Source organism: Amycolatopsis balhimycina FH 1894 (assembly GCF_000384295.1).
GTDB lineage: Bacteria > Actinomycetota > Actinomycetes > Mycobacteriales > Pseudonocardiaceae > Amycolatopsis > Amycolatopsis balhimycina.
This window is the reverse complement of record NZ_KB913037.1, coordinates 4,296,207-4,318,073: the sequence shown is the minus strand read 5'-3', so window position 1 is coordinate 4,318,073 and position 21,867 is coordinate 4,296,207. Positions and strand designations below refer to the sequence as shown.

25 protein-coding genes are annotated in these 21,867 nt (G+C 71.2%); 11 read left to right on the top strand and 14 right to left on the bottom strand.

Annotation, left to right across the window (positions count from 1 at the left end):
* Positions 1 to 12: 12 nt before the first annotated feature.
* On the bottom strand, positions 13 to 600 hold the full coding sequence (locus A3CE_RS0119040) for a hypothetical protein (protein WP_245589549.1): 588 nt from the start codon (positions 598 to 600) through the stop codon (positions 13 to 15).
* Positions 601 to 656: 56 nt separating this feature from the next.
* Positions 657 to 2,894, bottom strand: a complete 2,238-nt coding sequence (locus A3CE_RS0119035) for a helicase-associated domain-containing protein (protein ID WP_026468646.1) — start codon at positions 2,892 to 2,894, stop codon at positions 657 to 659.
* Between the two features lie 89 nt (positions 2,895 to 2,983).
* Here A3CE_RS0119035 and A3CE_RS0119030 point away from each other — a divergent pair, with 89 nt between their 5' ends.
* Together A3CE_RS0119030 and A3CE_RS0119025 are read left to right on the top strand one after the other, a co-directional pair.
* Positions 2,984 to 3,163 (top strand): hypothetical protein, encoded by a 180-nt coding sequence (locus A3CE_RS0119030; RefSeq protein WP_020641700.1) that lies wholly within the window; start codon positions 2,984 to 2,986, stop codon positions 3,161 to 3,163.
* Between the two features lie 114 nt (positions 3,164 to 3,277).
* Positions 3,278 to 4,666: an NAD-dependent malic enzyme gene (locus A3CE_RS0119025; protein WP_020641699.1), complete on the top strand. Its 1,389-nt coding sequence runs from the start codon at positions 3,278 to 3,280 to the stop codon at positions 4,664 to 4,666.
* Positions 4,667 to 4,669: 3 nt separating this feature from the next.
* Here the strand turns inward: A3CE_RS0119025 and A3CE_RS0119020 are convergent, their stop codons facing one another.
* Together A3CE_RS0119020 and A3CE_RS0119015 are read right to left on the bottom strand one after the other, a co-directional pair.
* Complete coding sequence (locus A3CE_RS0119020) at positions 4,670 to 5,080, bottom strand: PIN domain-containing protein (protein WP_020641698.1); 411 nt, start codon at positions 5,078 to 5,080, stop codon at positions 4,670 to 4,672.
* Positions 5,068 to 5,334 (bottom strand): type II toxin-antitoxin system Phd/YefM family antitoxin, encoded by a 267-nt coding sequence (locus tag A3CE_RS0119015; RefSeq protein ID WP_020641697.1) that lies wholly within the window; start codon positions 5,332 to 5,334, stop codon positions 5,068 to 5,070. The genes A3CE_RS0119020 and A3CE_RS0119015 overlap by 13 nt, the downstream gene beginning before the upstream one ends.
* An 83-nt stretch (positions 5,335 to 5,417) precedes the next feature.
* On the opposite strand from A3CE_RS0119015, the gene moaC reads away from it, so the two are divergent.
* Positions 5,418 to 5,888 carry a cyclic pyranopterin monophosphate synthase MoaC gene (gene moaC, locus A3CE_RS0119010; protein WP_026468645.1) on the top strand — a complete coding sequence of 157 codons (471 nt, stop codon included), beginning with the start codon at positions 5,418 to 5,420 and terminating at the stop codon, positions 5,886 to 5,888.
* Positions 5,885 to 6,805 carry a molybdenum cofactor biosynthesis protein MoaE gene (locus tag A3CE_RS0119005; protein WP_020641695.1) on the top strand — a complete coding sequence of 307 codons (921 nt, stop codon included), beginning with the start codon at positions 5,885 to 5,887 and terminating at the stop codon, positions 6,803 to 6,805. Before moaC ends, A3CE_RS0119005 begins: the two co-directional genes overlap by 4 nt.
* Before the next feature lie 212 nt (positions 6,806 to 7,017).
* On the opposite strand, the gene A3CE_RS0119000 is transcribed toward A3CE_RS0119005, so the two are convergent.
* The 3 genes from A3CE_RS0119000 to moaA all read right to left on the bottom strand — a co-directional run bounded on the left by A3CE_RS0119000 (position 7,018) and on the right by moaA (position 9,893).
* Positions 7,018 to 7,653, bottom strand: a complete 636-nt coding sequence (locus A3CE_RS0119000) for a LysM peptidoglycan-binding domain-containing protein (protein WP_020641694.1) — start codon at positions 7,651 to 7,653, stop codon at positions 7,018 to 7,020.
* A gap of 970 nt (positions 7,654 to 8,623) precedes the next feature.
* Complete coding sequence (locus A3CE_RS0118995) at positions 8,624 to 8,884, bottom strand: MoaD/ThiS family protein (protein ID WP_020641693.1); 261 nt, start codon at positions 8,882 to 8,884, stop codon at positions 8,624 to 8,626.
* A gap of 1 nt (position 8,885) precedes the next feature.
* The gene (gene moaA / locus A3CE_RS0118990) at positions 8,886 to 9,893 is read right to left on the bottom strand and encodes a GTP 3',8-cyclase MoaA (protein ID WP_020641692.1); all 1,008 of its coding nucleotides are present in this window, start codon (positions 9,891 to 9,893) and stop codon (positions 8,886 to 8,888) included.
* Positions 9,894 to 10,065: 172 nt separating this feature from the next.
* Here moaA and A3CE_RS0118985 point away from each other — a divergent pair, with 172 nt between their 5' ends.
* Genes A3CE_RS0118985 through A3CE_RS0118965 form a run of 5 tightly spaced genes read left to right on the top strand, consistent with a single transcriptional unit; the run spans position 10,066 to position 13,721 of the window.
* Positions 10,066 to 10,545 carry a MarR family winged helix-turn-helix transcriptional regulator gene (locus tag A3CE_RS0118985; RefSeq protein WP_020641691.1) on the top strand — a complete coding sequence of 160 codons (480 nt, stop codon included), beginning with the start codon at positions 10,066 to 10,068 and terminating at the stop codon, positions 10,543 to 10,545.
* A gap of 33 nt (positions 10,546 to 10,578) precedes the next feature.
* Positions 10,579 to 10,983, top strand: a complete 405-nt coding sequence (locus tag A3CE_RS51310) for a TOBE domain-containing protein (RefSeq protein WP_043790937.1) — start codon at positions 10,579 to 10,581, stop codon at positions 10,981 to 10,983.
* Positions 10,984 to 11,021: 38 nt separating this feature from the next.
* Positions 11,022 to 11,831 carry a molybdate ABC transporter substrate-binding protein gene (gene modA, locus A3CE_RS0118975; RefSeq protein ID WP_026468643.1) on the top strand — a complete coding sequence of 270 codons (810 nt, stop codon included), beginning with the start codon at positions 11,022 to 11,024 and terminating at the stop codon, positions 11,829 to 11,831.
* Positions 11,832 to 11,889: 58 nt separating this feature from the next.
* A complete protein-coding gene (locus A3CE_RS0118970) occupies positions 11,890 to 12,657 on the top strand; it encodes an ABC transporter permease (RefSeq protein ID WP_020641688.1) in 768 nt (255 codons plus the stop codon).
* Positions 12,654 to 13,721 (top strand): sulfate/molybdate ABC transporter ATP-binding protein, encoded by a 1,068-nt coding sequence (locus A3CE_RS0118965; protein WP_020641687.1) that lies wholly within the window; start codon positions 12,654 to 12,656, stop codon positions 13,719 to 13,721. Before A3CE_RS0118970 ends, A3CE_RS0118965 begins: the two co-directional genes overlap by 4 nt.
* Before the next feature lie 2 nt (positions 13,722 to 13,723).
* Here A3CE_RS0118965 and A3CE_RS0118960 read toward each other — a convergent pair whose 3' ends face one another.
* On the bottom strand, positions 13,724 to 15,502 hold the full coding sequence (locus tag A3CE_RS0118960) for a multicopper oxidase family protein (protein WP_020641686.1): 1,779 nt from the start codon (positions 15,500 to 15,502) through the stop codon (positions 13,724 to 13,726).
* 190 nt (positions 15,503 to 15,692) lie between these two features.
* Between A3CE_RS0118960 and A3CE_RS0118955 the strand changes: the two genes are divergently transcribed.
* Both A3CE_RS0118955 and A3CE_RS0118950 read left to right on the top strand, forming a co-directional pair.
* Complete coding sequence (locus A3CE_RS0118955) at positions 15,693 to 16,487, top strand: HAD-IIA family hydrolase (RefSeq protein WP_020641685.1); 795 nt, start codon at positions 15,693 to 15,695, stop codon at positions 16,485 to 16,487.
* 37 nt (positions 16,488 to 16,524) lie between these two features.
* On the top strand, positions 16,525 to 17,325 hold the full coding sequence (locus tag A3CE_RS0118950; RefSeq protein ID WP_026468642.1) for a metallophosphoesterase: 801 nt from the start codon (positions 16,525 to 16,527) through the stop codon (positions 17,323 to 17,325).
* On the opposite strand, the gene A3CE_RS0118945 is transcribed toward A3CE_RS0118950, so the two are convergent.
* The 6 genes from A3CE_RS0118945 to A3CE_RS0118920 form a co-directional block, all read right to left on the bottom strand.
* Complete coding sequence (locus tag A3CE_RS0118945) at positions 17,326 to 17,700, bottom strand: YccF domain-containing protein (RefSeq protein ID WP_020641683.1); 375 nt, start codon at positions 17,698 to 17,700, stop codon at positions 17,326 to 17,328.
* Positions 17,700 to 18,455, bottom strand: a complete 756-nt coding sequence (locus A3CE_RS0118940) for a PhzF family phenazine biosynthesis protein (RefSeq protein ID WP_020641682.1) — start codon at positions 18,453 to 18,455, stop codon at positions 17,700 to 17,702. The genes A3CE_RS0118945 and A3CE_RS0118940 overlap by 1 nt, the downstream gene beginning before the upstream one ends.
* A gap of 64 nt (positions 18,456 to 18,519) precedes the next feature.
* Positions 18,520 to 19,938 (bottom strand): hypothetical protein, encoded by a 1,419-nt coding sequence (locus tag A3CE_RS0118935; protein WP_020641681.1) that lies wholly within the window; start codon positions 19,936 to 19,938, stop codon positions 18,520 to 18,522.
* 14 nt (positions 19,939 to 19,952) lie between these two features.
* The gene (locus tag A3CE_RS51305; RefSeq protein WP_020641680.1) at positions 19,953 to 20,519 is read right to left on the bottom strand and encodes a DUF3558 family protein; all 567 of its coding nucleotides are present in this window, start codon (positions 20,517 to 20,519) and stop codon (positions 19,953 to 19,955) included.
* Entirely contained in the window at positions 20,516 to 21,013 is a 498-nt protein-coding gene (locus A3CE_RS0118925; protein ID WP_020641679.1) for a hypothetical protein, read from the bottom strand. Before A3CE_RS0118925 ends, A3CE_RS51305 begins: the two co-directional genes overlap by 4 nt.
* Before the next feature lie 70 nt (positions 21,014 to 21,083).
* Positions 21,084 to 21,797, bottom strand: coding sequence for an ESX secretion-associated protein EspG (locus tag A3CE_RS0118920; protein WP_020641678.1), 714 nt, complete (start codon positions 21,795 to 21,797; stop codon positions 21,084 to 21,086).
* Positions 21,798 to 21,867: the final 70 nt, after the last annotated feature.

Genomic DNA, 21,867 nt, shown 5'->3' with positions numbered 1-21,867 from the left:
GGCTTCGGGTGCTCAGGCTGCGGTGAGGTCGAGGGTCAAGGTGTTGCCGGGGCCGGGGACGACGGCGTTGATCAGCGAAGTCGCCTTGCCGCAGTTCGCGAAGGCGCCGATCGGGTAGGTCGATTCGAGGCGGCCACCCTTGCCCGCGACGAAGTCGTCCGACGCGAGTTCGGTCGTCAGCGGCTCGGCCGTGCCGCACTCCGGGCCGACGTCGTAGGACCTGCCGTTGACCCGGACGTCGGACAGCCGCACCGGCCAGGTCGCCGAACCCGAGAAGCCGCCGAACACCGACCCGTCGGCGTGGCCAGGGCCGAGCGTGACGGTCCCGCTGACCGTGCCGACCCCCGGCAGCGATCGGGTGACCTCCACCGGCGGGAGCGTGATCGTCCCGTAGAACGTGTACGGCCCGACGAGCGTGTACATGTCGAACTGTCCCGGCCCGAGTTCGAGATCGGCGTCCGGCTTCGCGATGTGCATGGTCCCGCCGACGGCGTACTTCGAGTAGACCGGCGGCCCCGCCGCGTCAGCCGCTCCGGCGAACCCGATCCCGCTCAGCGCCGTCGCCGCCGCCAGCGCCGTCACGCGCGTTCCCCACTTCATGCACCAGGCTTACCACCTGTCCGGGCGGTTCGGCGGCGATTCACCGAATCCGGTGGTCAGTCCTCGACGATGGCCGCCGACGTGATGCGGTGCAGGGAGTAGCGCTCGTTGTTCTCGCCTTCGAGGACGCCACCCCCGACGCGCACCGGCCGGACCACGCGCTGGCTGGCGGTGCCGCGGGAGTCGACGAAGCCGATCCACACCTCACGGCGTTCGAGGGTCGCCCGTGACAGCAGCTCCAGGGTCGCCGACGTGTCCGAGCCCCCGCCGACCGGCGCCCGGACCGCCGAGCCGCGGCGCCGGGCCGATGCCGCGTCGCCCGCGCGCAGGTTCGAGACGATCCGGACCGCCTGGTCCTCGGTCAGCACCGCCTGCTCACCCGGGTTCCGGCGCGCCGCCCGCGCCTTCGCCGGCAGGCGGCGGCCGCCGGGCCGGATGTCGACGACCCGGCCGTCCGGGCCCTCCGCGGCCGGGGCGAACCCGGCCGCGCGCAGCGCCGTCAGGACTTCGTGCAGCGGGTCCGGGCTGATCACGACGGTCGGGGCGATCAGCCGCAGGGCGTGCTCCGCGGCGACCGGGTGGGCCAGCACCTCGGCCAGCAGCGCCTCGTCGTCGCACCGCAGGAACGACGCCGCGACCCCGCCGCGCAGCCGCCCGTGCCGCCGGGCGACGTCGTCGACGAGGTAGCTCAGCCCCTGCGGCACCGGCGTCGCCGACTTCGTCTTGAAGAGCGCGTGCAGCTCGTCGGCCGTGCGGCCGGTGTCCAGCGCGCGCCGCACCGAACCCTCGGTGATCCGGTAGACCGTCGCGTGCCCGGACGACTCGACGTCGGCGACCGCGGCCATCTCCACCGCCAGCTCCGGCTCCAGCGGGCCCGGCGCGACGACCGTCAGGTCGGCCTGCAGCAGGACGCGGTCCACCGGCGCGGGCAGCGCGTCCAGGATCGCCTCGACGGCGCGCGGCCGGGCGTCGGCGAGCAGCGCCCGCGTCGCCGTCGTGACGCCGCCGAGCCCGGCCAGCCCCAGCGCCGACGCCTCGGCCATCGTCCAGCGCACGGTCTCGTCCCGCAGCCGCCCGCCCCGCCTCGGCGCGCGCCAGGCCAGCACCGCGACGAGCTCGTCGACGCTCTTCACCCCGGCGCCCGCGGGGAGGTCGGCCAGGGTGGCGAGGATCCGGCGCCGCGCGACCGGCGCCAGCGGGCGGCGCAGCTCCTCCGACAGCGGCGCGATCGGCTTGTCCTTGGCGTCGCGCCCGCCGGCCAGCCCGGGTAGCCGCGGCAGCTCCAGCCACGCCTGGGCGAGTGTCATCCACCGCTGTGCGGTCGGCGACGCGAGCCACGAGTCGGTCAGCGTCGTCGGCACCCACTCGGGCACGGTCGTCTCGCTGTCCGCGACGAGCCCGGCGCCGACGACCAGCTCGGCCAGCAGCGTCGCCTGCGTCTCGTCCATCTCCAGGTCCTTGGCGAGCTTCTTCAGCTCCCGCACGCCGAGCCCGCCCGACTTGAGCACCGGCGGCGGCGCGGCCGACCACGCGCGCAGGAGGGCTTCGGTGCGGCGCAGGAACTCCATCGCCTCGCCGGCCGCCGCCTCGTCGACAGTGGACGGCTGATGCCGGTGGACCGGCAGTTCGGGCTCGGTGAGCGTCCCGGGTGCGAACACCCCGCCGCGGACAGCCATGCCGAGCTCGCGCGGCAGCTCGACGGTCTGGTCGTCGCGCCGCAGCAGCAGCCCGCGGGCCAGCAGCTTCTGCACCGGCGTCTCGGCCTTCTCGAGCGAGAGGTCCAGGCCGGCATCGCGGGTGCGGCCGATCGGCGGCCCGGCGGCGAGGGCGTTCAGCACGGCGCGTTCGTCGTCGGACAGCTCGGCCAGCCGCGCTTCGAGGTCTTCGCCGGCGAGCGAAGGCGACGACGCGCCCAGCCCGGCCGGGAACGGCCCGAGCGCCTCCCGGGCCGCGGGCGGCACGCGCAGCGCGTCGTCCGGTCCCCAGGCCAGCGCTCGCGCGCGCAGCCGGGCCAGCGGCGCGGCGATGTCGGTGCTGACGAGCTTCGCGACGTCTTCGACCGGCACCGGGTCGCGGTCCGCGCCGGCCAGCAGGCACGCTTCGAGCACGGACAGGGTGAAGGTGTCGAGGTCCTCGCAGGCGCGCGCGACCGAGCCCGGTGTGCCGGCCCGGGTGGCCAGCACCGTGCTGTCGGAGGGCGGGGGCGTGGACAGGTCGCGCCGCGTGCGGAGCAGCTCTGTGAGCGCGGCGTCGGACTCCGCTCGCAGCCAGTCCGCCAAAGAGGTCGCGGGCATAGAAGACCAGGATACCGGGCGGTTGCGCCGGGCTGCCCGGGCTCAGGCAGACTGTCTCTCGAGAACCGGACACCGCTGTGGAGGACGTTGTGGCCAAGGGTGAGAAGAAGCACAAGGGCGTCGACCCGACCTGGCCGGGCGAGGACGGCGAACACCCCGTGACCGAGCTCGCGGCCGACCGCCAGGGCGCGCTGTCGCCGTTCGGTGACGTCACGTTCCCGCTCGACACGGTGCCCTACGTGCACCCGGAGACCGAGATCAACCGCTGAGGCCAGCCAGCGGCAGAGTTACTGGTCAGTACCGGTATCGGCCCCTCGTGAGGGCGGTCACGGGAGTAGGTTCGCTCCCGTCCCAGCCCACCTTTCCCATGCGGGGGTAGTGCCATGCCGGTTCCCGGTCCCGGATATTCGATCACCGTCCGGGTGGAGGCCCCGGCCTCGTCCAGCGCCGCCGGTGACCTCACCACCGCCGTGGGGCGCGTCGGCGGCGTGCTGACCGCGTTCGACGTCGTCGAGTCCCACTCCGACTCGATCGTGGTCGACATCAGCGCCAACGCGCTGTCGGAGAACCACGCGAACGACATCACCCAGACGCTGGACTCGCTGCCCGGCGTCAAGGTCCGCAAGGTCTCCGACCGGACGTTCCTGATCCACCTCGGCGGCAAGATCGAGGTCACGCCCAAGGTCGCGCTCCGCAACCGTGACGACCTCTCCCGCGCCTACACCCCGGGTGTCGCCCGCGTCTGCCAGGCGATCGCCGCGAACCCCGAGGACGCGCGCCGGCTGACCATCAAGCGCAACACGGTCGCCGTGCTGACGGATGGCTCCGCGGTGCTCGGCCTCGGCAACATCGGCCCGGCCGCGGCGCTGCCGGTGATGGAGGGCAAGGCGGCGCTGTTCAAGAAGTTCGCCGACGTCGACGCCTGGCCGGTCTGCCTGGACACCCAGGACACCGAAGAGATCATCATGATCGCCAAGGCGCTGGCCCCGGTGTACGCCGGGATCAACCTCGAGGACATCGCCGCGCCGCGCTGCTTCGAGATCGAGAAGCGCCTTCGCGAGCAGCTGGACATCCCGGTGTTCCACGACGACCAGCACGGCACCGCGATCGTGGTCGTGGCCGCGCTGCGCAACGCCCTGCGCGTGGTCGGGAAGAACATCGAGGACTGCAAGATCGTGGTCAGCGGCGTCGGCGCGGCCGGCTCGGCGATCATCCGCCTGGTGCTGCAGAAGAACCCGGGCGACATCGTGGCCGCGGACATCGACGGCATCGTCCACTCCGCGCGCGGAAACCTCGACGACAACCTGGCCTGGATCGCGTCGCACACGAACAAGGAGCAGGTCAGCGGCACCCTGCACGAGGCGCTCAACGGCGCCGACGTCTTCATCGGCGTCTCGGCGCCCAACCTGTTCGGTGCCGAGCAGGTCGCGACGATGAACAAGGACGCGGTGGTCTTCGCGCTGGCGAACCCGGACCCGGAGATCGACCCGCTGGAGGCGCAGAAGCACGCCGCCGTCGTCGCGACCGGCCGCAGCGACTTCCCGAACCAGATCAACAACGTCCTGGCGTTCCCGGGCGTCTTCCGCGGCCTGTTGGACGCGCACGCGCACAACATCGACGACAGCATGCTGCTCGCGGCGGCGGACGCGATCGCCAACGTCGTGGACAACGGCAAGCTCAACGCGTCGTTCATCGTGCCGAGCGTGTTCGACACGGCCGTGGCGCCGGCGGTCGCCGAGGCTGTCCGGAAGGCAGTGCTCGCGGAGCGCTGAGCCTCAGCGGATCCGTTCCAGCAGCCTGACTTCGACGTCGGGAAGGTCGCCGAACCGGGCGCGGCCGTCCGTGGTCACCAGCGTCCGGCCGGTGGCCCGGGCGGTGGCCGCGATGATCAGGTCGTGCGCTCCGCGGGCCTGCCCGGTGCGTTGCAGGTGCACCAGGAGCTCGGCGTGGTGGTCGACGACACTCGCCGAGTAGTCGACCACCGGGGTGACGGCCAGGAAGTCGGCCAGGAACGCATCGTGCGCCGCCCGGCGGGCCGGGTTCGGGTCGAGCAGCAGGCCCACCCGGTACTCGGTGATCGCCAAGGCCGGGATGGCGACGTCGTCCTCCTCGCCGATCGCGCCCGGGGGGAGCCGTTGCCGCGCGGCGTCGACGAGGACCCCGGTGTCGAGGATCAGTCGCGCCACGGGTCGCCGTCCAGCTCGGCGGACGCGGTCTCGCGGACCTTGGCGACGTTCTCCTCGAACCGGTCGTCGACGGGGAGCTTTCCGGCCCAGCGGTGGAACACCGCGCACACCTCGGTGCCGTTCGAGCGCGGCGCGGGCACGATCAGCGCGACCCGCTTGCCGTTGCGGGTGACGACGATCGTCTCGCCCTTCTCCGCTTCGTCGAGCACGGCGGAGAACGACCGGGAGGCTTCCGATGCGCTCAGTTCCAACACCGGATCAGATTATCACATTCAGAAGGTCTGAATCGAGGGTGGTGGCGACCCGGCCGGCGGCTTTCGGAAGTAGCCTCGGCGGGGTGAGTGAACTCAGCCACGTCGACGAGACCGGCGCCGCCCGGATGGTCGACGTCTCCGGCAAGACCGCCACCGCGCGCACCGCCCTCGCGGCCGGGACCGTGCGGACTACCGCCGAGGTGCTGCGGCTGCTGGCCACCGACGGCCTCCCGAAGGGCGACGCGCTGGCCACCGCGCGGATCGCCGGGATCATGGGTGCCAAGCGGGTGCCCGAGCTGATCCCGCTGTGCCACCAGATCGCGCTGTCCGGGGTCAAGGTCGAGTTCAGCCTCGGCGAGGCCGAGGTCGGCATCCGCGCGACGGCGAAGACCACCGACGTCACCGGCGTCGAGATGGAGGCGCTGACCGCGGTGGCCGTCGCCGGGCTGACGCTGCACGACATGATCAAGGCCGTCGACCCGGCGGCGACGCTGGACGAGGTCCGCCTGCTCCGCAAGGACGGCGGCAAGACCGGAACCTGGGAGCGGCCGTGAAGCGCACCGCGCGCGTCGTCGTGGCGTCCAACCGCGCCGCGAAGGGCGTCTACGAGGACAAGACCGGCCCGGTGATCGTCGCCTGGCTGGCGGACCGCGGATACGACGTGCCCGCCCCGGTCGTCGTCGAGGACGGCGACCCGGTGGGTGCCGCGCTGCGCGCCGCGCTGGCCGACGGCGTCGCCGTGGTGCTCACCACGGGCGGCACCGGCATCTCGCCGACCGACCGCACCCCGGACGTCACCCGCGCGCTGCTGGACCACGAGCTGCCGGGCGTCGCGGACGCGATCCGCGCGGCCGGGCTGCCGAAGGTGCCGACCGCGGTGCTGTCGCGCGGTGTAGCCGGAGTGGCGGGGCGGACCCTGGTCGTGAACCTGCCTGGCTCCAGCGGCGGCGTGAAGGACGGCCTGGGCGTGCTCGACGGCGTCCTGGACCACGCGGTCGACCAGCTGGCCGGTGGCGACCACCCGCGGCCGGCCGCTTCGGGGCCCGCGGTGCGTGTGGTGCGGGCGCTGGTCACCGAGGACGTGCTGTCGGTCGAGGAGCACTCCCGCCTGGTCGAAGACGAGGCGGCGGGTGCGGTGGTGACGTTCGCCGGGGTGGTCCGCGATCACGACGGCGGCAAGGGCGTGCGCGACCTGACCTACGAGGGCCACCCGAGCGCGGGCGAGGTGATCGCGGAGGTCGTCGCGGACCTGTCGGCGCGCTGGAGCGGCGTCCGCGCGGTGGCCGTGAGCCACCGCCTGGGGCCGCTGACGATCGGCGACGTCGCGCTGGCCTGCGCCGTGGCGGCGGAGCACCGCGGCCAGGCGTTTTCGGCGTGTTCCGAGCTGGTGGACGAGGTGAAGGCGCGGCTGCCGGTCTGGAAGCACCAGCACTTCACCGACGGCACCGACGAGTGGGTCAACTCGCCCTGACGCGCGGGAGGCCGCAGCGGGGCCTCGAAACGCCCGTGTGGCGCTTGGAGAAGCTCAGACGTGTCCCGGGTGCCCGGACGCGTTCAAGGGGCGCACGAACGGAATCAGCGGGCGTCGCCAACGCAGCAAGCCCTCCACCGCCCGGGGGATTGGCGGTGGAGGGCTTGTGGCGTCACGGCTCGAGGCCGGACTCACGCATCACTGCGCGATCGTCACTTGGTGGCGATCTTCTGCCCGACGAGGATCAGGTCCTTGTTCGGGATGTACTTCGCGTTCAGCTCCTGCAGCTTCTGGTAGCCGCCCTGGACGTTGAACTGCTTGGCGATCTTGGACAGGCTGTCGCCCGCCACGACGGTGTAGTCACCGGCCGGGTTGGAGCTGTTGACGCCGGTCGCCACCGGGGCCACCGGAGCCGCCGCCTGCTTGGGGGCGGTCGTGCTCTTCTTCGGGGTCACCTTCTTGACGGTGGACTTGCCGGTGGCCTTGGGGGCCGACGAGCCGCCGCCACCCTTCTTGCCACAGAGCGGCCAGGCGCCGATGCCCTGGCCCTGCAGGACGCGCTCGGCCACGGCGATCTGCTCGTCGCGGGAAGCGTTCGCCGCGCTGCCGGTGCCGCCGTAGGCCTTCCAGGTGCTCTGCGTGAACTGCAGGCCGCCGTAGTAGCCGTTGCCGGTGTTGGTGTTCCAGTTGCCGCTGCTCTCGCACTGCGCGATGGCGTCCCAGTTCGTCGCCGACGCGGGGGTCGCAGCGATAGCGAGGGGAGCGCCGACCGCAATGCCCGCGATGGCGACGCGAGCGACGGTGCGGGTGGCAGCGGACATCTTGCGGTGCTTGCCTCGGTAAGACATTTGGTCGCTTCTCGGTATCCCAGCGCCTACGAACCAGTGTGAGGGTCAGGATCGGGGTCCCGGCGCCGGCCATCCCAGGCCGGCAGACGAGTCCGACGCACGGCGCGTCTTCGTCGTCCCCTCGTCCCTGTCCGGAAATGCTTTCGCTCGGGGTATGGGTCCGGGAATCCGTCGGACAGGGCTAGGCGCTACGGATTCCCGGTCGTGCTGGTTGGTCGGGGCCAACCGAATAGCGACGGTACGTAACGATCGCCGTGATCGGAAATTATTCGAGGCGTGACCTACGTCACAGTAACGACACGCAACGCTCGTCGATTGGCCTGTTTGCGCTGGTCAGCGGGCCGTTATCTGGCCGTTTCCTAGCCGAGATAAAACACGGATCGTGAGGCTTGCATCACGTGTTTCGGGCAGCGAATGGGCCATTCGCGCCAGCCCGTTCGCGATTGAAGCGCGCATCTTATGACCACTCGCGGCCGCACGCCAGACTTGACAATGCTGCCCCTTGTACCCCAGGAGTCACACCAGTCCCACCTGTTCGGGGGGCCGACATCACCCTGGAGGCGTCGTGATCGGCCGTCTCGGCCGGTCCGGGCGACGCACCGCGACGGACCAGGCGAAACGGGTCACCGGATGGCGTCGTGATCGGCCGGCTCAGCTTGCCGCGAACAGCCGGGTCCGATGGTGCGCCACGCCGAGGGCGCGAAACGGCGTCGCCGAGCGGTCGGCTGCCGTACCCGAGCGGTCGCCGGAATACAGACAAGGCGAACTCGCGTCCCCGGACGGACGGCGCGTGCTCGGACGGGCATCACCCGTGATCAGAAGGTCGGCACGCGTGTCTGGAGGGTCGACACGCGTGTCTGGAGGGTCGGCACGCGTGATTGGAGGGTCGACACGAGGCGGCGGGCTTGCCGTCGGCGTGTCGACCCGCCAATCACGAGAGCCGGCTCTTCGATCACGCGGGGGAGGCTGGTCAGCCGCCGGCGAACGGGGGGAGGACGTCGAGTTCGGCGCCGTCCGTCAGGGGGCGGGTCAGGTCCCGGACCGCGATGCCGTCGAGCAGGTAGCTCGCCGCGTCCAGGACCCGCGGCAAAGAAGAAGGGTGGAGCCGGCGCAGCTCGCCCACCGCGTCGGCGACCGACGCGCCCGCGGGCAGCTGGACCTTCTCCTCCTCCGCGCCCGCCGCGGCACGGGCCGCGGCGAAGTACCGCACCACGATGGTCAGGGTCGCCATCTCAACCGCCGATCGCGCTCATCGGCCGGATCGGCTGCGCGAACCCGGCGTCGTTGATCTCGTGTCCCGCGAGCTTGCCCCACATCGTCGCGCGCCAGGCGTCCGCGATTTCTTCATCACGCGCGCCCGCGCGCGCGAGAGAGCGCAGGTCCGTCTCGTCGTTGCTGAACAGGCAGGAGCGCACGGCGCCGTCCGCGGTCAGCCGCGTCCGCTCGCACGCCGAGCAGAACGGCCGGGTCACCGACGCGATCACGCCGACGTCGCCGGGGCCGCCGTCGACCAGCCAGCGCTCGGCGGGCGCGCCGCCCCGCGCGGCCGGGAACGGGGTCAGGGTGAACGAAGCACCCAGCATCTCCAGGATCTCGGCCGCGGTGATCATCTCGCCGCGGTTCCAGCCGTGCTGGGCGTCCAGCGGCATCTGCTCGATGAACCGCAGGTGGTAGCCCTCGGCGAGGCAGAACTTCAGCAGCGGCACGGCTTCGGTCTCGTTGAGCCCGCGGATCAGCACGGCGTTGACCTTCACCGGCGCCATCCCGGCGTCCCGCGCGGCGGCCAGCCCGGCGACGACGTGCGAGAGCCGGTCGCGGCGGGTGATCTTCAGGAACGTCGCGGGGTCGACGGTGTCGAGCGAGACGTTGATCCGGTTCAGCCCCGCCGCCGCGAGCCCGGCCGCGCGCTTCGCGAGGCCGATCCCGTTGGTGGTCATGGAGAGCCGGGGCCGCGGCGACAACGCCGTGATCCGCGCGACGAGGTCCTCGAGCCCGGGCCGCAGCAGCGGTTCGCCGCCGGTGAGCCGGATGTCGGTGACGCCGAGCTGCTCGACGGCGATCCGCATCAGCCGGACCAGCTCCTCGTCGGTCAGCACCTGCTCGCCCGGCATCCAGTCGAGGCCTTCCGCGGGCATGCAGTAGGTGCACCGGAGATTGCACCGATCCGTCAGGGAAACCCGGAGATCGGTGGCCACCCGGCCGAAGGTGTCGATGAGGTGCGGGTTCTCGGGCCGGGGCACGCGAGACGACCCTCGTGTACCGGGGACGCGAGGAAACCCGAGATCCACTGCTGTCATTACGCCCAGCGTAGCTCCGGAACGGGCGAAGTGAGCTGATCGCTAGGATACTTTGCGGAGTGAGCTGTTCAGTGGGCGAACTAACGGGCGAACCAACGTGCCGGGAGAAGGACTTGTGACGGAAAAGACTTACCCGGTCACCGACGAGGAACTCTTCCGCTTCGCGGAATTGGGTCGGCACAGCAGCACCTTCACCGTCCTGCGGCACGTCCGGATCGCCGAGCAGATGGGCCTGTCCGGCACCGACCACAAGACGTTCGACCTGGTGGGCCAGTCCGACGGACCGCTCACCGCCGGCCGGATCGCCGAGCTGACGGGCCTGTCCACGGGCGCGGTCACCGGCGTCATCGACCGGCTGGAGAGGGTCGGCCTGGTCCGCCGCGTCCGCGACCTCGAGGACCGCCGGAAGGTTCTCGTCGAGGTCGTGCCCGGGGCCGAAGAGCGCTTCGCGCCGCTCTTCCAGCCGGCCTTCGACGCCCTTCGCGAGACGCTGGTGCAGTTCTCCCCGGCCGAGCGAAAAGTGATCGAGCGTTATCAGAATGTCATCCTCGAACAGCTTCGCGCCGAAGTCATGGACAATTCGCGCCCCGCGTAGCTTTTCCTCAACTGCGGAGATAATGTCTGCGGCATGCCGCAATTTCGGTTGTCCGAGGCCGCGCGCCTGCTCGGGGTCAGTGACGACACCGTGCGCCGCTGGGTGCGCGCGGGCCAGCTGACCGCCACCGACGACGCCGCCGGCCGCAAGGTCGTCGACGGCGCCCAGCTGGCCGGGTTCGCCCGGGCTCAGGCCTCGGGCCCCGACGACCCGTCGACGGTCGGCCGCTCGGCCCGCAACAAGTTCGTGGGGCTGGTCACCGAGGTCATCGCCGACAAGGTGATGGCCCAGGTGGAACTGCAGTGCGGGGCACACCGCGTGGTGTCCCTGATGAGTACGGAAGCCGTCCGCGAGCTGGGGCTGCGCCCAGGGGTGCTCGCGGTCGCGGTCGTCAAGGCGACCACTGTTGTCGTGGAAACACCGGAAGGAAGTCGATGAAGAAGCCCGCATTTCGGGGGCCCGGGGCGAAGCCCCGGTTGTCACAGCTTGCTCTGGCCGTCGCGGCCGTCGCCCTGTTCGCGGGCGCGTGCAGCAGCTCGGACGAGCCCAGCACGCAGACCGGCGGGGCGTCGGTCACCGCACCCGCGCCCAAGGGGGCCGGAAACGCCGGCGGCGGCACGCTGACCGTGTTCGCCGCCGCGTCGCTCACCGAGTCGTTCACCGCGCTCGGCAAGGAGTTCGAGGCGCAGCACTCCGGCGTCACCGTGAAGTTCAGCTTCGCGGGCTCGTCCGGCCTGGTCCAGCAGCTGACCAACGGCGCGAAGGCCGACGTCTTCGCCTCGGCCGACCAGACGAACATGGACAAGGCCGTCCAGGGTGGCGTGATCGACGGCCAGGCGACCGTGTTCGCCACCAACAAGCTCGCCATCGCGGTCGCGCCGGGCAATTCTAAGAACATCAAGACGTTTCAAGACCTCAACAAGCCCGGGCTGACCGTCATCACCTGCGCCCCGCAGGTGCCGTGCGGCTCGGCGACGAAGAAGGTCGAGACGGCCACCCGCGTCACGCTCAAGCCGAAGAGCGAGGAGCAGGACGTCAAGCAGGTGCTGAACAAGGTGCAGTCCGGTGACGCCGACGCGGGCCTGGTCTACGTCACCGACGCGACCTCGGCCGCGGGCAAGGTCGACAAGGTCGACTTCCCCGAGGCGGGCCAGGCGATCAACAGCTACCCGATCGCCGCGGTCAAGGGCGGCCAGGCCGACCTGGCGCACCAGTTCGAGGAGTTCGTCCTCGGCACCGAAGGCAAGACCGAGCTGGCGAAGGTCGGGTTCGGCTCTGCGCAGTAGGCGTTCCGCGAGTGGCCGGCCGGGGACTTCCCCGGCCGGCCACTCGCGCGTTCCGTGGGTGCTCGCCGTCCCCGCGACGCTCGCGCTGGCGCTGGTCGTGCTGCCGGTCGTCGGGCTGCTCGTCCGCACCGACCTGACGCGGCTGCCGTCACTGATCGTCACGCCGTCTTCGTGGCACGCGCTGCGGCTGTCGCTGATCACGGCGGCACTGTCCACTCTGGCCTGTGTGCTGCTCGGCGTGCCGCTGGCCGTCGTGCTCGCGCGGGCCCGGTTCCGCGGGGTCCGGCTGCTGCGGCCGATCGTGCTGCTGCCGCTGGTGCTGCCGCCGGTGGTCGGCGGGCTCGCGCTGCTCTACCTGCTCGGCCGCAAGGGTTTCCTCGGCATCCTCATCACCGCCCTGACCGGGGAGTCCGTGCCGTTCACGACGACGGCGGTGGTGATCGCGCAGACGTTCGTCGCGATGCCGTTCCTCGTGGTCAGCCTCGAAGGCGCGCTCCGGAACTCCGGCGACCGCTACGAGCAGGTCGCCGCGACGCTGGGCGCGCGCCCGTGGACCGTCTTCCGCCGGGTCACGCTGCCGCTGCTGCTGCCCGCGCTCGGCTCCGGCGTCGTGCTCAGCTTCGCCCGCGCGCTCGGCGAGTTCGGCGCCACGATCACCTTCGCGGGCAGCCTCGAAGACGTCACCCGCACCCTGCCGCTCGAGGTCTACACGCAGGCCGAAGCGGACGTCGACAGCGCGGTGGCGCTCGCGCTGCTGCTCATCGTCGTGGCGATCGTCGTCATCGCCTTCGCGCGGCCGCGCTCGTGGGAAGGCGGCCTGCGATGAGCCTCGCCGCCCGGATCGACGCCGTCCGCGGCTCGTTCCACCTCGAAGTGGACCTCGACGTGCCCGCCGGGAGCGTGCTGGCGCTCCTCGGCCCGAACGGTTCCGGCAAGTCGACGGTCCTGGGCTGCCTGGCGGGGCTGGTCACGCCGACGACGGCGGAGATCACGGTGGCCGGGCGCGCGCTGGCCGGCGTGCCGCCGCACCGCCGCGGGATCGGGCTCCTGTCCCAGGACGCGCTGCTCTTCCCGCACCTGTCCGCAGTGGACAACGTCGCGTTCTCGCCGCGCTCGACCGGTGCCGGCCGCCACGCCGCGCGGGAGCGTGCCTACTTCTGGCTGGCCGAAGTGGACGCCGTTTCGCTGGCCGACCGGCGGCCCGGGCAGCTGTCCGGCGGCCAGGCCCAGCGCGTCGCGATCGCCAGGGCCCTGGCCGCCGAACCGGAGCTGCTGCTGCTCGACGAGCCGTTCGCCGCGCTCGACGTCGACGCCGCCCCGGCGATCCGCGGCCTGCTGCGGCGGGTGCTCAAGACCGGGCCGACGACCGTGCTCGTCACGCACGACCCGCTGGACGCGCTCGCCCTCGCCGACCACGTCGCGGTGATGAACGACGGCCGCATCGTCGAACGCGGCCCGACGCGGGAAGTGCTTTCGGCGCCGCGGACGGCGTTCACCGCGCGGATCGCCGGGCTCAACCTCGTCGCCGGGACCGCGGTCCCCGAAGGGCTGCGGACGGCGTCCGGCGACGTCGTCAGCGGCATCCCGGCGGCCGACGTGGTGCTGGGCGAGCCCGCCGTGGCGGTGTTCCCGCCGAACGCCGTCGCCGTCTACCCGCACGACGGCGAGCACCGCGGCAGCCCGCGCAACACCACCGACGCCGTCGTCGCGGCCCTGGAGCCGCACGGGCCGGTGATCCGCGTCCGGGCCGAGGGCGACGGCTGGGCCCACGGCCTCACCGCCGACCTCACCCCGGCCGCCGTCGCCGAGCTCGCCCTCGAGCCCGGCTCGGCGGTGACGTTGTCGGTGAAGGCCGCGACCGTGAGCGTGCACCCGGCCGCGGCCTCCTGACCTCAGGCGGCGTCGTGGTGGTGGCCGCCGCCCGGGTGGACGTGGAACTTCGCCACCTCGGGCGGGTGCACGACGAACGGCCGCATCATGCCCTCGTCCTCGTGGTCGAGGATGTGGCAGTGGAACATGAACTCGCCGGTGCCGCCGCCGAACCGGCCGGCGACGCTCACCCACTGGCCGGGGTTCACGATGATCGTGTCCTTCCAGCCCTCCTCGTACTTCTCCAGCGGGACGTCGGTGAACCCGCTGATCGGCGCCGTCGTCCGTTCCGTGGCCTGGTCGAACGTCGTGGTGAAGGCGCGCCGGAACAGCGCCTGGAACTCCGTCAGGTGGACGTGGACCGGGTGTGACGGCCCGCCGTTCGCGACGTGCACGAGGTTCCACACCGCCCACCGGTCGTGGTCGATGAAGATCCCCGTCGTGTCGTCGAAGAGCCGCCCGTTCATCCGGAACGTCTTCAGCCCGCCGTTCGGGTCCTGCAGCTGGATGACTCCCGCGCCGCCCGGGTCCGCGTCGACCTGCTGGAGGTCCCACATCTCCGGGTGTCCCTCGGCGTTGAGCAGCAGCGCGACCCAGACGTGGTCGTGGTCCTCCGGCAGCGTCGTGCCGTGCTGCAGCCGCGTGTACGACGTCGAGATCTTCTCCGGCAGCGCGAACGGGTCGTGCTTCGCCCGGCTGTCCACCCGGAACTCCATCAGGTCCGGCTCGACGACACCCAGCCGCGGGTCGGCGTTGCGCAGCTTGAGCTTCTGCCCCTTGAAGCGGCTGAAGTCGATGAGGACGTCGAAGCGCTCGGCCGGCGCGACGGTCAGCCCGCCGTTCGGCAACGGCGCCGGCGCGGGCAGCAGGCCGCCGTCCGTGCCGATCAGGCGAACGGCGTCGTTGACCGGGACGTTGTTCTCGTCGACCAGGTTGAGCGTGTAGAACCGCGAGTTGGCCGCGTTGAGCAGCCGGAAGCGGTACCACCGCGCGTCGACGTCCAGGTGCGGCCAGATCACGCCGTTGACCAGGTTGAACGGGCCCGTGAACGGAATCATCGGGCCGTTCGGCGGGATGAAGGGCACCTTGAACAGCACCTGGCCGGTCAGCGCGCCGGTCGCCGGGTCGGTGTCCAGGTTGCGGTCGGTGATGATCAGCGGGAGCTCGTGGTCGCCGTGCGGCAGGCCGAGCGCGTCCTCCTCGTCGTCGCGGACCAGGTACATCCCGGCCAGGCCCGTGTGGACGTTGAAGCGCGTGATCGCCATGGCGTGGTCGTGGTACCAGAGCGGCATCGCCTGCTGGCGGTTCTGGTACTCCGCCAGCTGGGACGTGCCCTTGAGACCCGCGTTGTGCGCCCAGCCGTCGTTGCCCGCGTTGGTGCGCGCGCCGTGCAGGTGGACGACCGTCCAGGCCGGCAGGTCGGCGACGCCCTCGATGATCGAGTAGTTCTCCTTGTCGAGCTCGCGGCCCGGACGGCTCGTGGGCCCCGTGGCGATTGGGCCCTTGACGGCGACGAGCGGGAACTCACCGTCGATTTCGTTCGACCACGAAATCCGCAGCTGCCGGCCGCTGCGCACTTCGATAGTCGGACCCGGGAAATGCCCCGCGTACGTCCACAACGTACTTTCGGGCAATTGCGAGTGCAGCTTCTGCTGCCGGGTGACCATCGGAATGGTGATCGTTTCCCGGCTGCGGGGCCGGAACACTGGTGGAACCGGCAGTGGGTCGAGGAACTTGGTGAGTCCCCAGTTCGGCGCGTCGATCGCCGCGGTGGCCGCCGGGCGCTCGATGATTTCGGTCATGGTTTTCCCCCTTGGGTCACGGGGGCAGGAAGAATTGCGCGACGACGAGCGCGCCGCCGTTGCCGAAAAGTATTCCCCCGAACCCCCTCGGTAACCGGATACGCGACTCCCCTCGCGATACCGGCAATTCCCACTGTAGCCCTTTTCGCTGTGCCACGCAGGTGCCTCGCGCGCGTGATAGGTTCCGCCCATGAACGAACGCCGGTGGACGTACCTCTCCGACATGGACGGCGTCCTGGTGAAGGAGGAGCACCTCGTCCCGGGGGCCGACGAGTTCCTCGCCGAGCTGAAGGCGAACGGCATCGACTTCCTGGTGCTGACGAACAACTCGATCTACACCCCGCGCGACCTGCGGGCACGGCTGGAGCGCACCGGGCTCGACATCCCGGAGGAGTCGATCTGGACGTCGGCGCTGGCGACCGCGAAGTTCCTCTCGTCGCAGCGGCCGAACGGCTCGGCGTACGTCATCGGCGAAGCGGGCCTCACCACGGCGCTGCACGAGGTCGGCTACGTGCTGACCGAGCGTGACCCGGACTACGTCGTGCTGGGCGAGACCCGCACCTACAGCTTCAGTGCCATCACCCGCGCGATCCGGCTCATCGAGGGCGGCGCGAAGTTCATCGCGACCAACCCCGACGCGACCGGCCCGAGCGTGGAAGGGTCGATGCCGGCGACCGGGTCCGTCGCGGCACTGATCGAGAAGGCCACCGGGCGCTCGCCGTACTACGTCGGCAAGCCGAACCCGCTGATGATGCGCTCGGCGCTGCGGCGGCTCGGCGCGCACTCGGAGTCGACGCTGATGATCGGCGACCGGATGGACACCGACGTGCACTCGGGCATCGAAGCCGGGCTGCAGACCATCCTGGTGCTCACCGGCATATCCAGCCGGGAGTCGGCCGAACGCTATCCGTATCGGCCGACGCTGGTGCTCGACTCGGTCGCCGACCTGATCGGGCGAACGCTGGACCCGTTCGGCGAAGGCTGACCTACGCTGAGTCCGAAGCAGGGCTTATCGTCACCGGATGAGCAAGTCCACGTATGTGGTCGGTGACGTCCATGGCCACCGTGACGAACTCGCCGACGCCCTGAGAGCCGAGGGCCTGGTCGACGAAGAGGACAACTGGTCCGGCGGCGAGGCCCAGCTGTGGTTCCTCGGCGACTTCGTCGACCGCGGCCCGGACGGCGTCGGCGCGATCGACCTGGTCATGCGGCTCGAGGAGCAGGCGGCCGAGGCCGGCGGCCAGGTGCAGACCCTGCTGGGCAACCACGAGATCCTCGCGCTGGGGATGTACCACTTCGGCGACGAGCCGGTGCCGTCCGACTTCGGCCCGCGCAGCTTCGCCCGCAGCTGGGAGATCAACGGCGGCCTGCTCTCGGACCAGGACCGCCTGACGCCGGAGCACATCGAGTGGCTGACCGCGCGCCCGCTGGCCGCGCTCGCCGCCGATCACCTGCTGCTGCACTCGGACACGCTGGAGTACCTCGACTGGGGTTCCTCGATCGAGGAGATCAACGAGGCCGCTCGCGAGATCCTCGAGGGCAACGACATCGAAGCCTGGTGGGACGTCTGGCGCCGCATGACGACGCGGTACGCCTTCCGCGGCCCGGACGGCGAAGAGAACGCCGGGAAGCTGATGGAGGTCCTCGGCGGCTCCCGGATCGTGCACGGGCACAGCGTCATCGCCGACCAGCTGGGGATCCACCCGACCCAGCTCGAGGGCCCGTTCCTGTACGCGGGTGGCAAGGCGCTGGGCGTCGACGGCGGCCTGTTCGTCGGCGGGCCCTGCCTGGTCGTCGAGCTGCCGTACGAGCCGGAGTCCTGATCAGGGGAGCTCGACGATCTCCTTGCCGAGCGGCATCAGCGACACCGGGATCATCTTGAAGTTCGCGACGCCGAGCGGGATGCCGATGATCGTGATGCACAGCCCGATCCCGGTGACGATGTGCCCGATCGCCAGCCACAACCCGGCGAAGACGAACCAGATGACGTTGCCGAGGAACGACGCGGCGCCCGCGTCACGCCGGTCGACGACGGTGCGGCCGAACGGCCAGAGCGCGTAGCGCGCGATCCGGAACGACGCCAGCCCGAACGGGATGGTGATGACGAGGATGCAGCAGATCACCCCGGCGACCAGGTAGCCCAGCGCCATCCAGAAGCCGCACAGGACGAGCCAGATGATGTTCAGCAAGGTGCGCATCAGACGTACAGCTCCCCACTGACGACCGTGACGGCCTGGCCGGCGAGGTGGACCCGGTCGCCGTCCTGGCGGGTCCGGACGATCCCGCCGCGTTCCGACGCCTGCTCGCCGGTGAGCTCGTCCTTCCCCAGTTGCCCGGACCAGTAGGGCGACAGGATGCAGTGCGCGGAGCCGGTGACGGGGTCTTCGTCGATGCCGACGCCGGGAGCGAAGAAGCGGCTGACGTAGTCGACGTCGTCGCCCTTCGCGGTGACCAGCAGCCTGCCGTTCCAGGTGCCCTTGAGCTTCGCGAGGTCCGGCTCGAGCGCGCGGACGGTCTTGGCGTCGGGCAGGACGGCGAAGAGGTTCTCGACGCCGCGACCGGTGTACTCGATCTCGGCACCCGGGAGAATTTCGGACAGGTCGTCGTCGGTGTCCCGCGGCGGGTCCGACGGGAAGTCCAGCTCGACCCAGCCGTCCGCGGCCTTGGCGCGCAGTTCACCGCTCTTCGTGGTGTACGTCTGCTCACCGCCGAGGACGTGCGTGACCGCGACGGTCGCGTGGCCGCACAGCGCGACCTCGACCTCGGGCGTGAACCACCTGAGCGGCTTCGGGCCGTCCTGGGACGTCACGACGAAGGCGGTCTCGGCGTGCTTCATCTCGGCGGCGACGGCCTGCATCCAGACGGCGTCGGCGGGCTCGTCCAGCAGGACGACCCCGGCGGAGTTCCCGGCGAAGGGCCGGTCGGTGAAGGCGTCGACGATGAAGAAGCGCATGACCCCAATGTAACCGCGGCTCACGCCGCCGATCTTGGCCGGCGCGGGATTTGGGGGATGTCCCCTAGGACGTCTCACCGATGGTCGGCCGCATGATCTTCTCACCGTCGGGCCCGTGGTCCGGCTTGAGCTCGAAGACGTCGTCGTCGACCCCGTACTTGTTCTTGTGCTCCTGGTCGTCTTCCTTCTTCTTGCCGGCCCCGGCCGCACCCGTGGCGCCGGCGCCACCGGCCTTGCCCTTGGCCGCCGCGGCGGCGGTGGCGCCGCGTTCGAGCCGCTCACCCGCTGCCTTGCCCGTGCTCTTCCCCGCGGCCTTGGCGCCTTCTCCGGGCGTCTCCTTCGGGGTACCGGCGCTGCCGGAAACGCGGGAACCGGCGAACCCGGTCCCGGCCCGCCCGGACCCGATGCCGGGCTTGCCGCGCGTGGTGTCCCCGCTTCCCCCGCCGACGCCGGGATTGCCGGTCATCGCGAGCCCGTCGGGAGTGATCCGGCTGAACCCGCTCGCCGCCGGTGCGGCGCGGAAGTTCGTGTTGCCGCTGAAGGTGCCGGTGCCGCTGGTGGTGCCGGGCGGGACGTACGACGGCGGCGTCGTCCCGGGTGGCGTCGTGCCCGGCGGGGTGGCGCCACCGGGGACGTAGGTGCCGCTCGTGCCGCCCGGCCCGGTGGTCCCGCCGGCGGCCGCGGTGCCGCCGAAGCCGGCGCTGCCGGTGCCGCTGCCGCCGTGGAACCCGGACGCGGAGGTGGAGTCACCCTGCCCGAGCTGCGGCGGCGGGGCGTAGGTGGGCTGGGAGCTGGCCGTCTCGTGGTAGGTCGAGTCGAGGTTCTGGAGGACCTGGACGGCCTGCTGGTGCGCGGCGTCGGCCTGCTGCTGCTTGGCCTGGATGCCGCCCATGGTGCCGTTCATGCCGACGAGGTCGCCGGATTCGTACTGCCGTCGCGCCTTGTCCAGCTCGGCCTGCTGGTCGAAACCGGTGGGCTCGGGCATGTTCGTCTTGGCGTAGTGGGCCGCGGCGGACTGCTGGGAGTAGTGGTTCGACGCCAGCTGCATCGCGTTGCCGGTCTGTTCGGTGTGTCCGGCCGTGCTCTGGAAGAACGTGTTCGCCTGGCCGGCCGCCGGTCCCTGCCACGAGCTGCCCGCCGCCGTGGCGGCGTCGCGGAACTGGTTGGAGGCGTCCGCCAGCCAGTTCCCGTAGACGTTGGCGACCCGGCTGCGGTCGTTGAGGTCCTCGAGGTCCAGGTTCTGGTGGACCATGTCGTACAGCGCTTCGTGCGGCTGGTTCGCGTAGTTCTCGCCGGGCGCGGGCGCACCGGCCCGCAGGGTTTGCCCTTCCTGCAAGAGCTTTCCCTGCGCGACCGAATAGTCCGAAGCGGCCTTTTCGGTGAGCCGTTGGCCGTCGGTGCCATGACCTTGGAGCTGCTGGGCGGTTTCCGCGTAGTAGTCACCCTCGGACTGGCGATGCTGCGCCCGGTGCGGCTGACTCATGGCTGGACTCCGTATCAGTTGGTCTTCGGCAGCAGTGGTTCGATCTTCTCCGCGAATCCTTCGACGAGCTTGCACGCGTTCGCCGTGTCCGATCCCGACGTCACGAGAACGAGGGCGCGGGACGCCGGTTTCACTTCCAGCCAGATGCCGCACTGCCCGGGCGACTGCTGTGGTTCACGTTCTTCGACCGCCGCGCGCCCGTTGACCTTTCCCTCACTCGCTTGGCCCGGGTTGCCGACGTTGTTCCGGTAACCACGGCCGGGCTGAAGGGAAAGCGCCAGATCGACGGGGTGCACGTCGCCGGCTCTCGGCTTGTTCGCGGCGCAGCTCTCCTTCGCGTCGGCGACGGTCGGGACCGCCGGCGGGAAACCCGCATCGGTGAGCGCCTGGTCGAGCAGCGAACAGGGGTTCAAGGAGGCGAAGGGGTTGTCCGGATTCCCGGACGGCGGGGCGGAGGTGTTCGTCTCGCCGTGTCCGGCCGGGCTCGGGTTCGCCTGGCCGCCGACCTGATCGGTGCACGCGGCCAGCGCCAACGTCGCGCAGGCGGCGGTCACTACGGCGGCGATGCGGTGGGAAGTCACTGACCCGGCAGATCCTTGTCCAGCTTGGTGAACGCGACGGTGTGGGCGTCTTCGGTGTCCCGGTAGTTCTTCCGCGCGATCACCATCGCCTCACGGGCTTCTTCGACCCCGCGCTTCATGAGGAGGAGGTTGGGGATCAGGGCTTCCGGGTCGCCGTCGGCCGCCGTCGCGTTGAACCGGGCGACGGCTTGGGCGTAGGCGCTGCCGCCCATGCGAGCCGCGCCGGCCAGGACCCGGACGTCGCGGAGCATCTTGTCGTAGCCGTCGATGAAGAAGTCGCAGGCCTTGAGGTACGCCTGGAAGCCTTCCTCGTTGACCGCGAACTGGCCGTTTTCCGCCAGTGACTTCAGGTGGCTGCCGCCGGTGCTGACCCGCTGCGCCGCGGCCGAATCGACCGGGCCGGCGACGATGCCGGAGAGGAAGTTCGAGCCCGCGTCACCGGCGGCGGGCGGAGGCGTGAAGGATCCCGGTGCGCCGAACTGCGATCCACCCATGACGCCCTCCCGTCGCCCGCTGCCACCGTGCGTGGTCCTCCCGCACTGTACTAGTGACGAACAAGGGGTGTCAGTGGTTCCTGGGTGCGGCGGAGTTCCGGCCACGCTCGTGGAGCCAGCTCCGCAGGTGAGAACCATCCGATGGGATGAACCGGACGCGGCTTTCGCCGTCCGGCAGGGCCTCGGTGCACATCAGGAACCGGCCGCCGTCGTTGTCGACGAACGTCGTTGTGCCGACCGGGTGAAGCGCGCCTTGGCCCTGCCGGACCGACAGCTCGAAGGTGCCGTAGCGGTGCAGGGGCCAAGCCGAGAACTCGGCGGCCGCCGCGGCGTCCTGGCGGGAGCCGGGGGAGACGAACGCGAGCTCGGCCAGCGGCACCGGCGGGTAGCTCGGCAGCATCCCGGCCACGAGGTCGACCAGCCGGTCCGGCCGCGCCTGCGCGAACAGGATCTCCTCGCCGGACAGCTCCGAAAACACCCCCAGGCCGTGGCCGATGGCCGCCCGGTAGAGCACCCGGCGACCCGCTTCCGCCGCGCGGACGATGATCAGCACGTCGGGCTGGGTCCACGCGCGCAGCGTCTGCTCGACCTCGACGTCCAGCTTGTCCCGAGCCGCCAGCCCGCGCGCCCGCAGCGATTCCCACGACTCCGCCGCGATGCGCTCGTGCTCCTCGAGGGTGCGCCCCGGGCTGCGGATCTCGAACGGGTGCCAGTTCGCCGGAAGACCGGCCCGCCGGACCGCGACGTCGACCTCGGCCAGGCCCAGTGAGAATTCCTCCGGCACGTCCCCGAGCGTAGCGGAACCACCACCCTGCGCCCGGCCGTCGAGGACCCGGCGAAATCTTCGCGGGGCG

Bases quoted from the DNA above. Each gene is read 5' to 3' on its own strand.
- A3CE_RS0119040 (WP_245589549.1), bottom strand. From the start codon at position 600: ATGAAGTGGGGAACGCGCGTGACGGCGCTGGCGGCGGCGACGGCGCTG.
- A3CE_RS0119035 (WP_026468646.1), bottom strand. From the start codon at position 2,894: ATGCCCGCGACCTCTTTGGCGGACTGGCTGCGAGCGGAGTCCGACGCC.
- A3CE_RS0119025 (WP_020641699.1), top strand. From the start codon at position 3,278: ATGCCGGTTCCCGGTCCCGGATATTCGATCACCGTCCGGGTGGAGGCC.
- A3CE_RS0119000 (WP_020641694.1), bottom strand. From the start codon at position 7,653: ATGTCTTACCGAGGCAAGCACCGCAAGATGTCCGCTGCCACCCGCACC.
- A3CE_RS0118995 (WP_020641693.1), bottom strand. From the start codon at position 8,884: ATGGCGACCCTGACCATCGTGGTGCGGTACTTCGCCGCGGCCCGTGCC.
- A3CE_RS51310 (WP_043790937.1), top strand. From the start codon at position 10,579: ATGCCGCAATTTCGGTTGTCCGAGGCCGCGCGCCTGCTCGGGGTCAGT.
- A3CE_RS0118965 (WP_020641687.1), top strand. From the start codon at position 12,654: ATGAGCCTCGCCGCCCGGATCGACGCCGTCCGCGGCTCGTTCCACCTC.
- A3CE_RS0118960 (WP_020641686.1), bottom strand. From the start codon at position 15,502: ATGACCGAAATCATCGAGCGCCCGGCGGCCACCGCGGCGATCGACGCG.
- A3CE_RS0118955 (WP_020641685.1), top strand. From the start codon at position 15,693: ATGAACGAACGCCGGTGGACGTACCTCTCCGACATGGACGGCGTCCTG.
- A3CE_RS0118950 (WP_026468642.1), top strand. From the start codon at position 16,525: ATGAGCAAGTCCACGTATGTGGTCGGTGACGTCCATGGCCACCGTGAC.
- A3CE_RS0118945 (WP_020641683.1), bottom strand. From the start codon at position 17,700: ATGCGCACCTTGCTGAACATCATCTGGCTCGTCCTGTGCGGCTTCTGG.
- A3CE_RS0118940 (WP_020641682.1), bottom strand. From the start codon at position 18,455: ATGCGCTTCTTCATCGTCGACGCCTTCACCGACCGGCCCTTCGCCGGG.
- A3CE_RS0118935 (WP_020641681.1), bottom strand. From the start codon at position 19,938: ATGAGTCAGCCGCACCGGGCGCAGCATCGCCAGTCCGAGGGTGACTAC.
- A3CE_RS0118925 (WP_020641679.1), bottom strand. From the start codon at position 21,013: ATGGGTGGATCGCAGTTCGGCGCACCGGGATCCTTCACGCCTCCGCCC.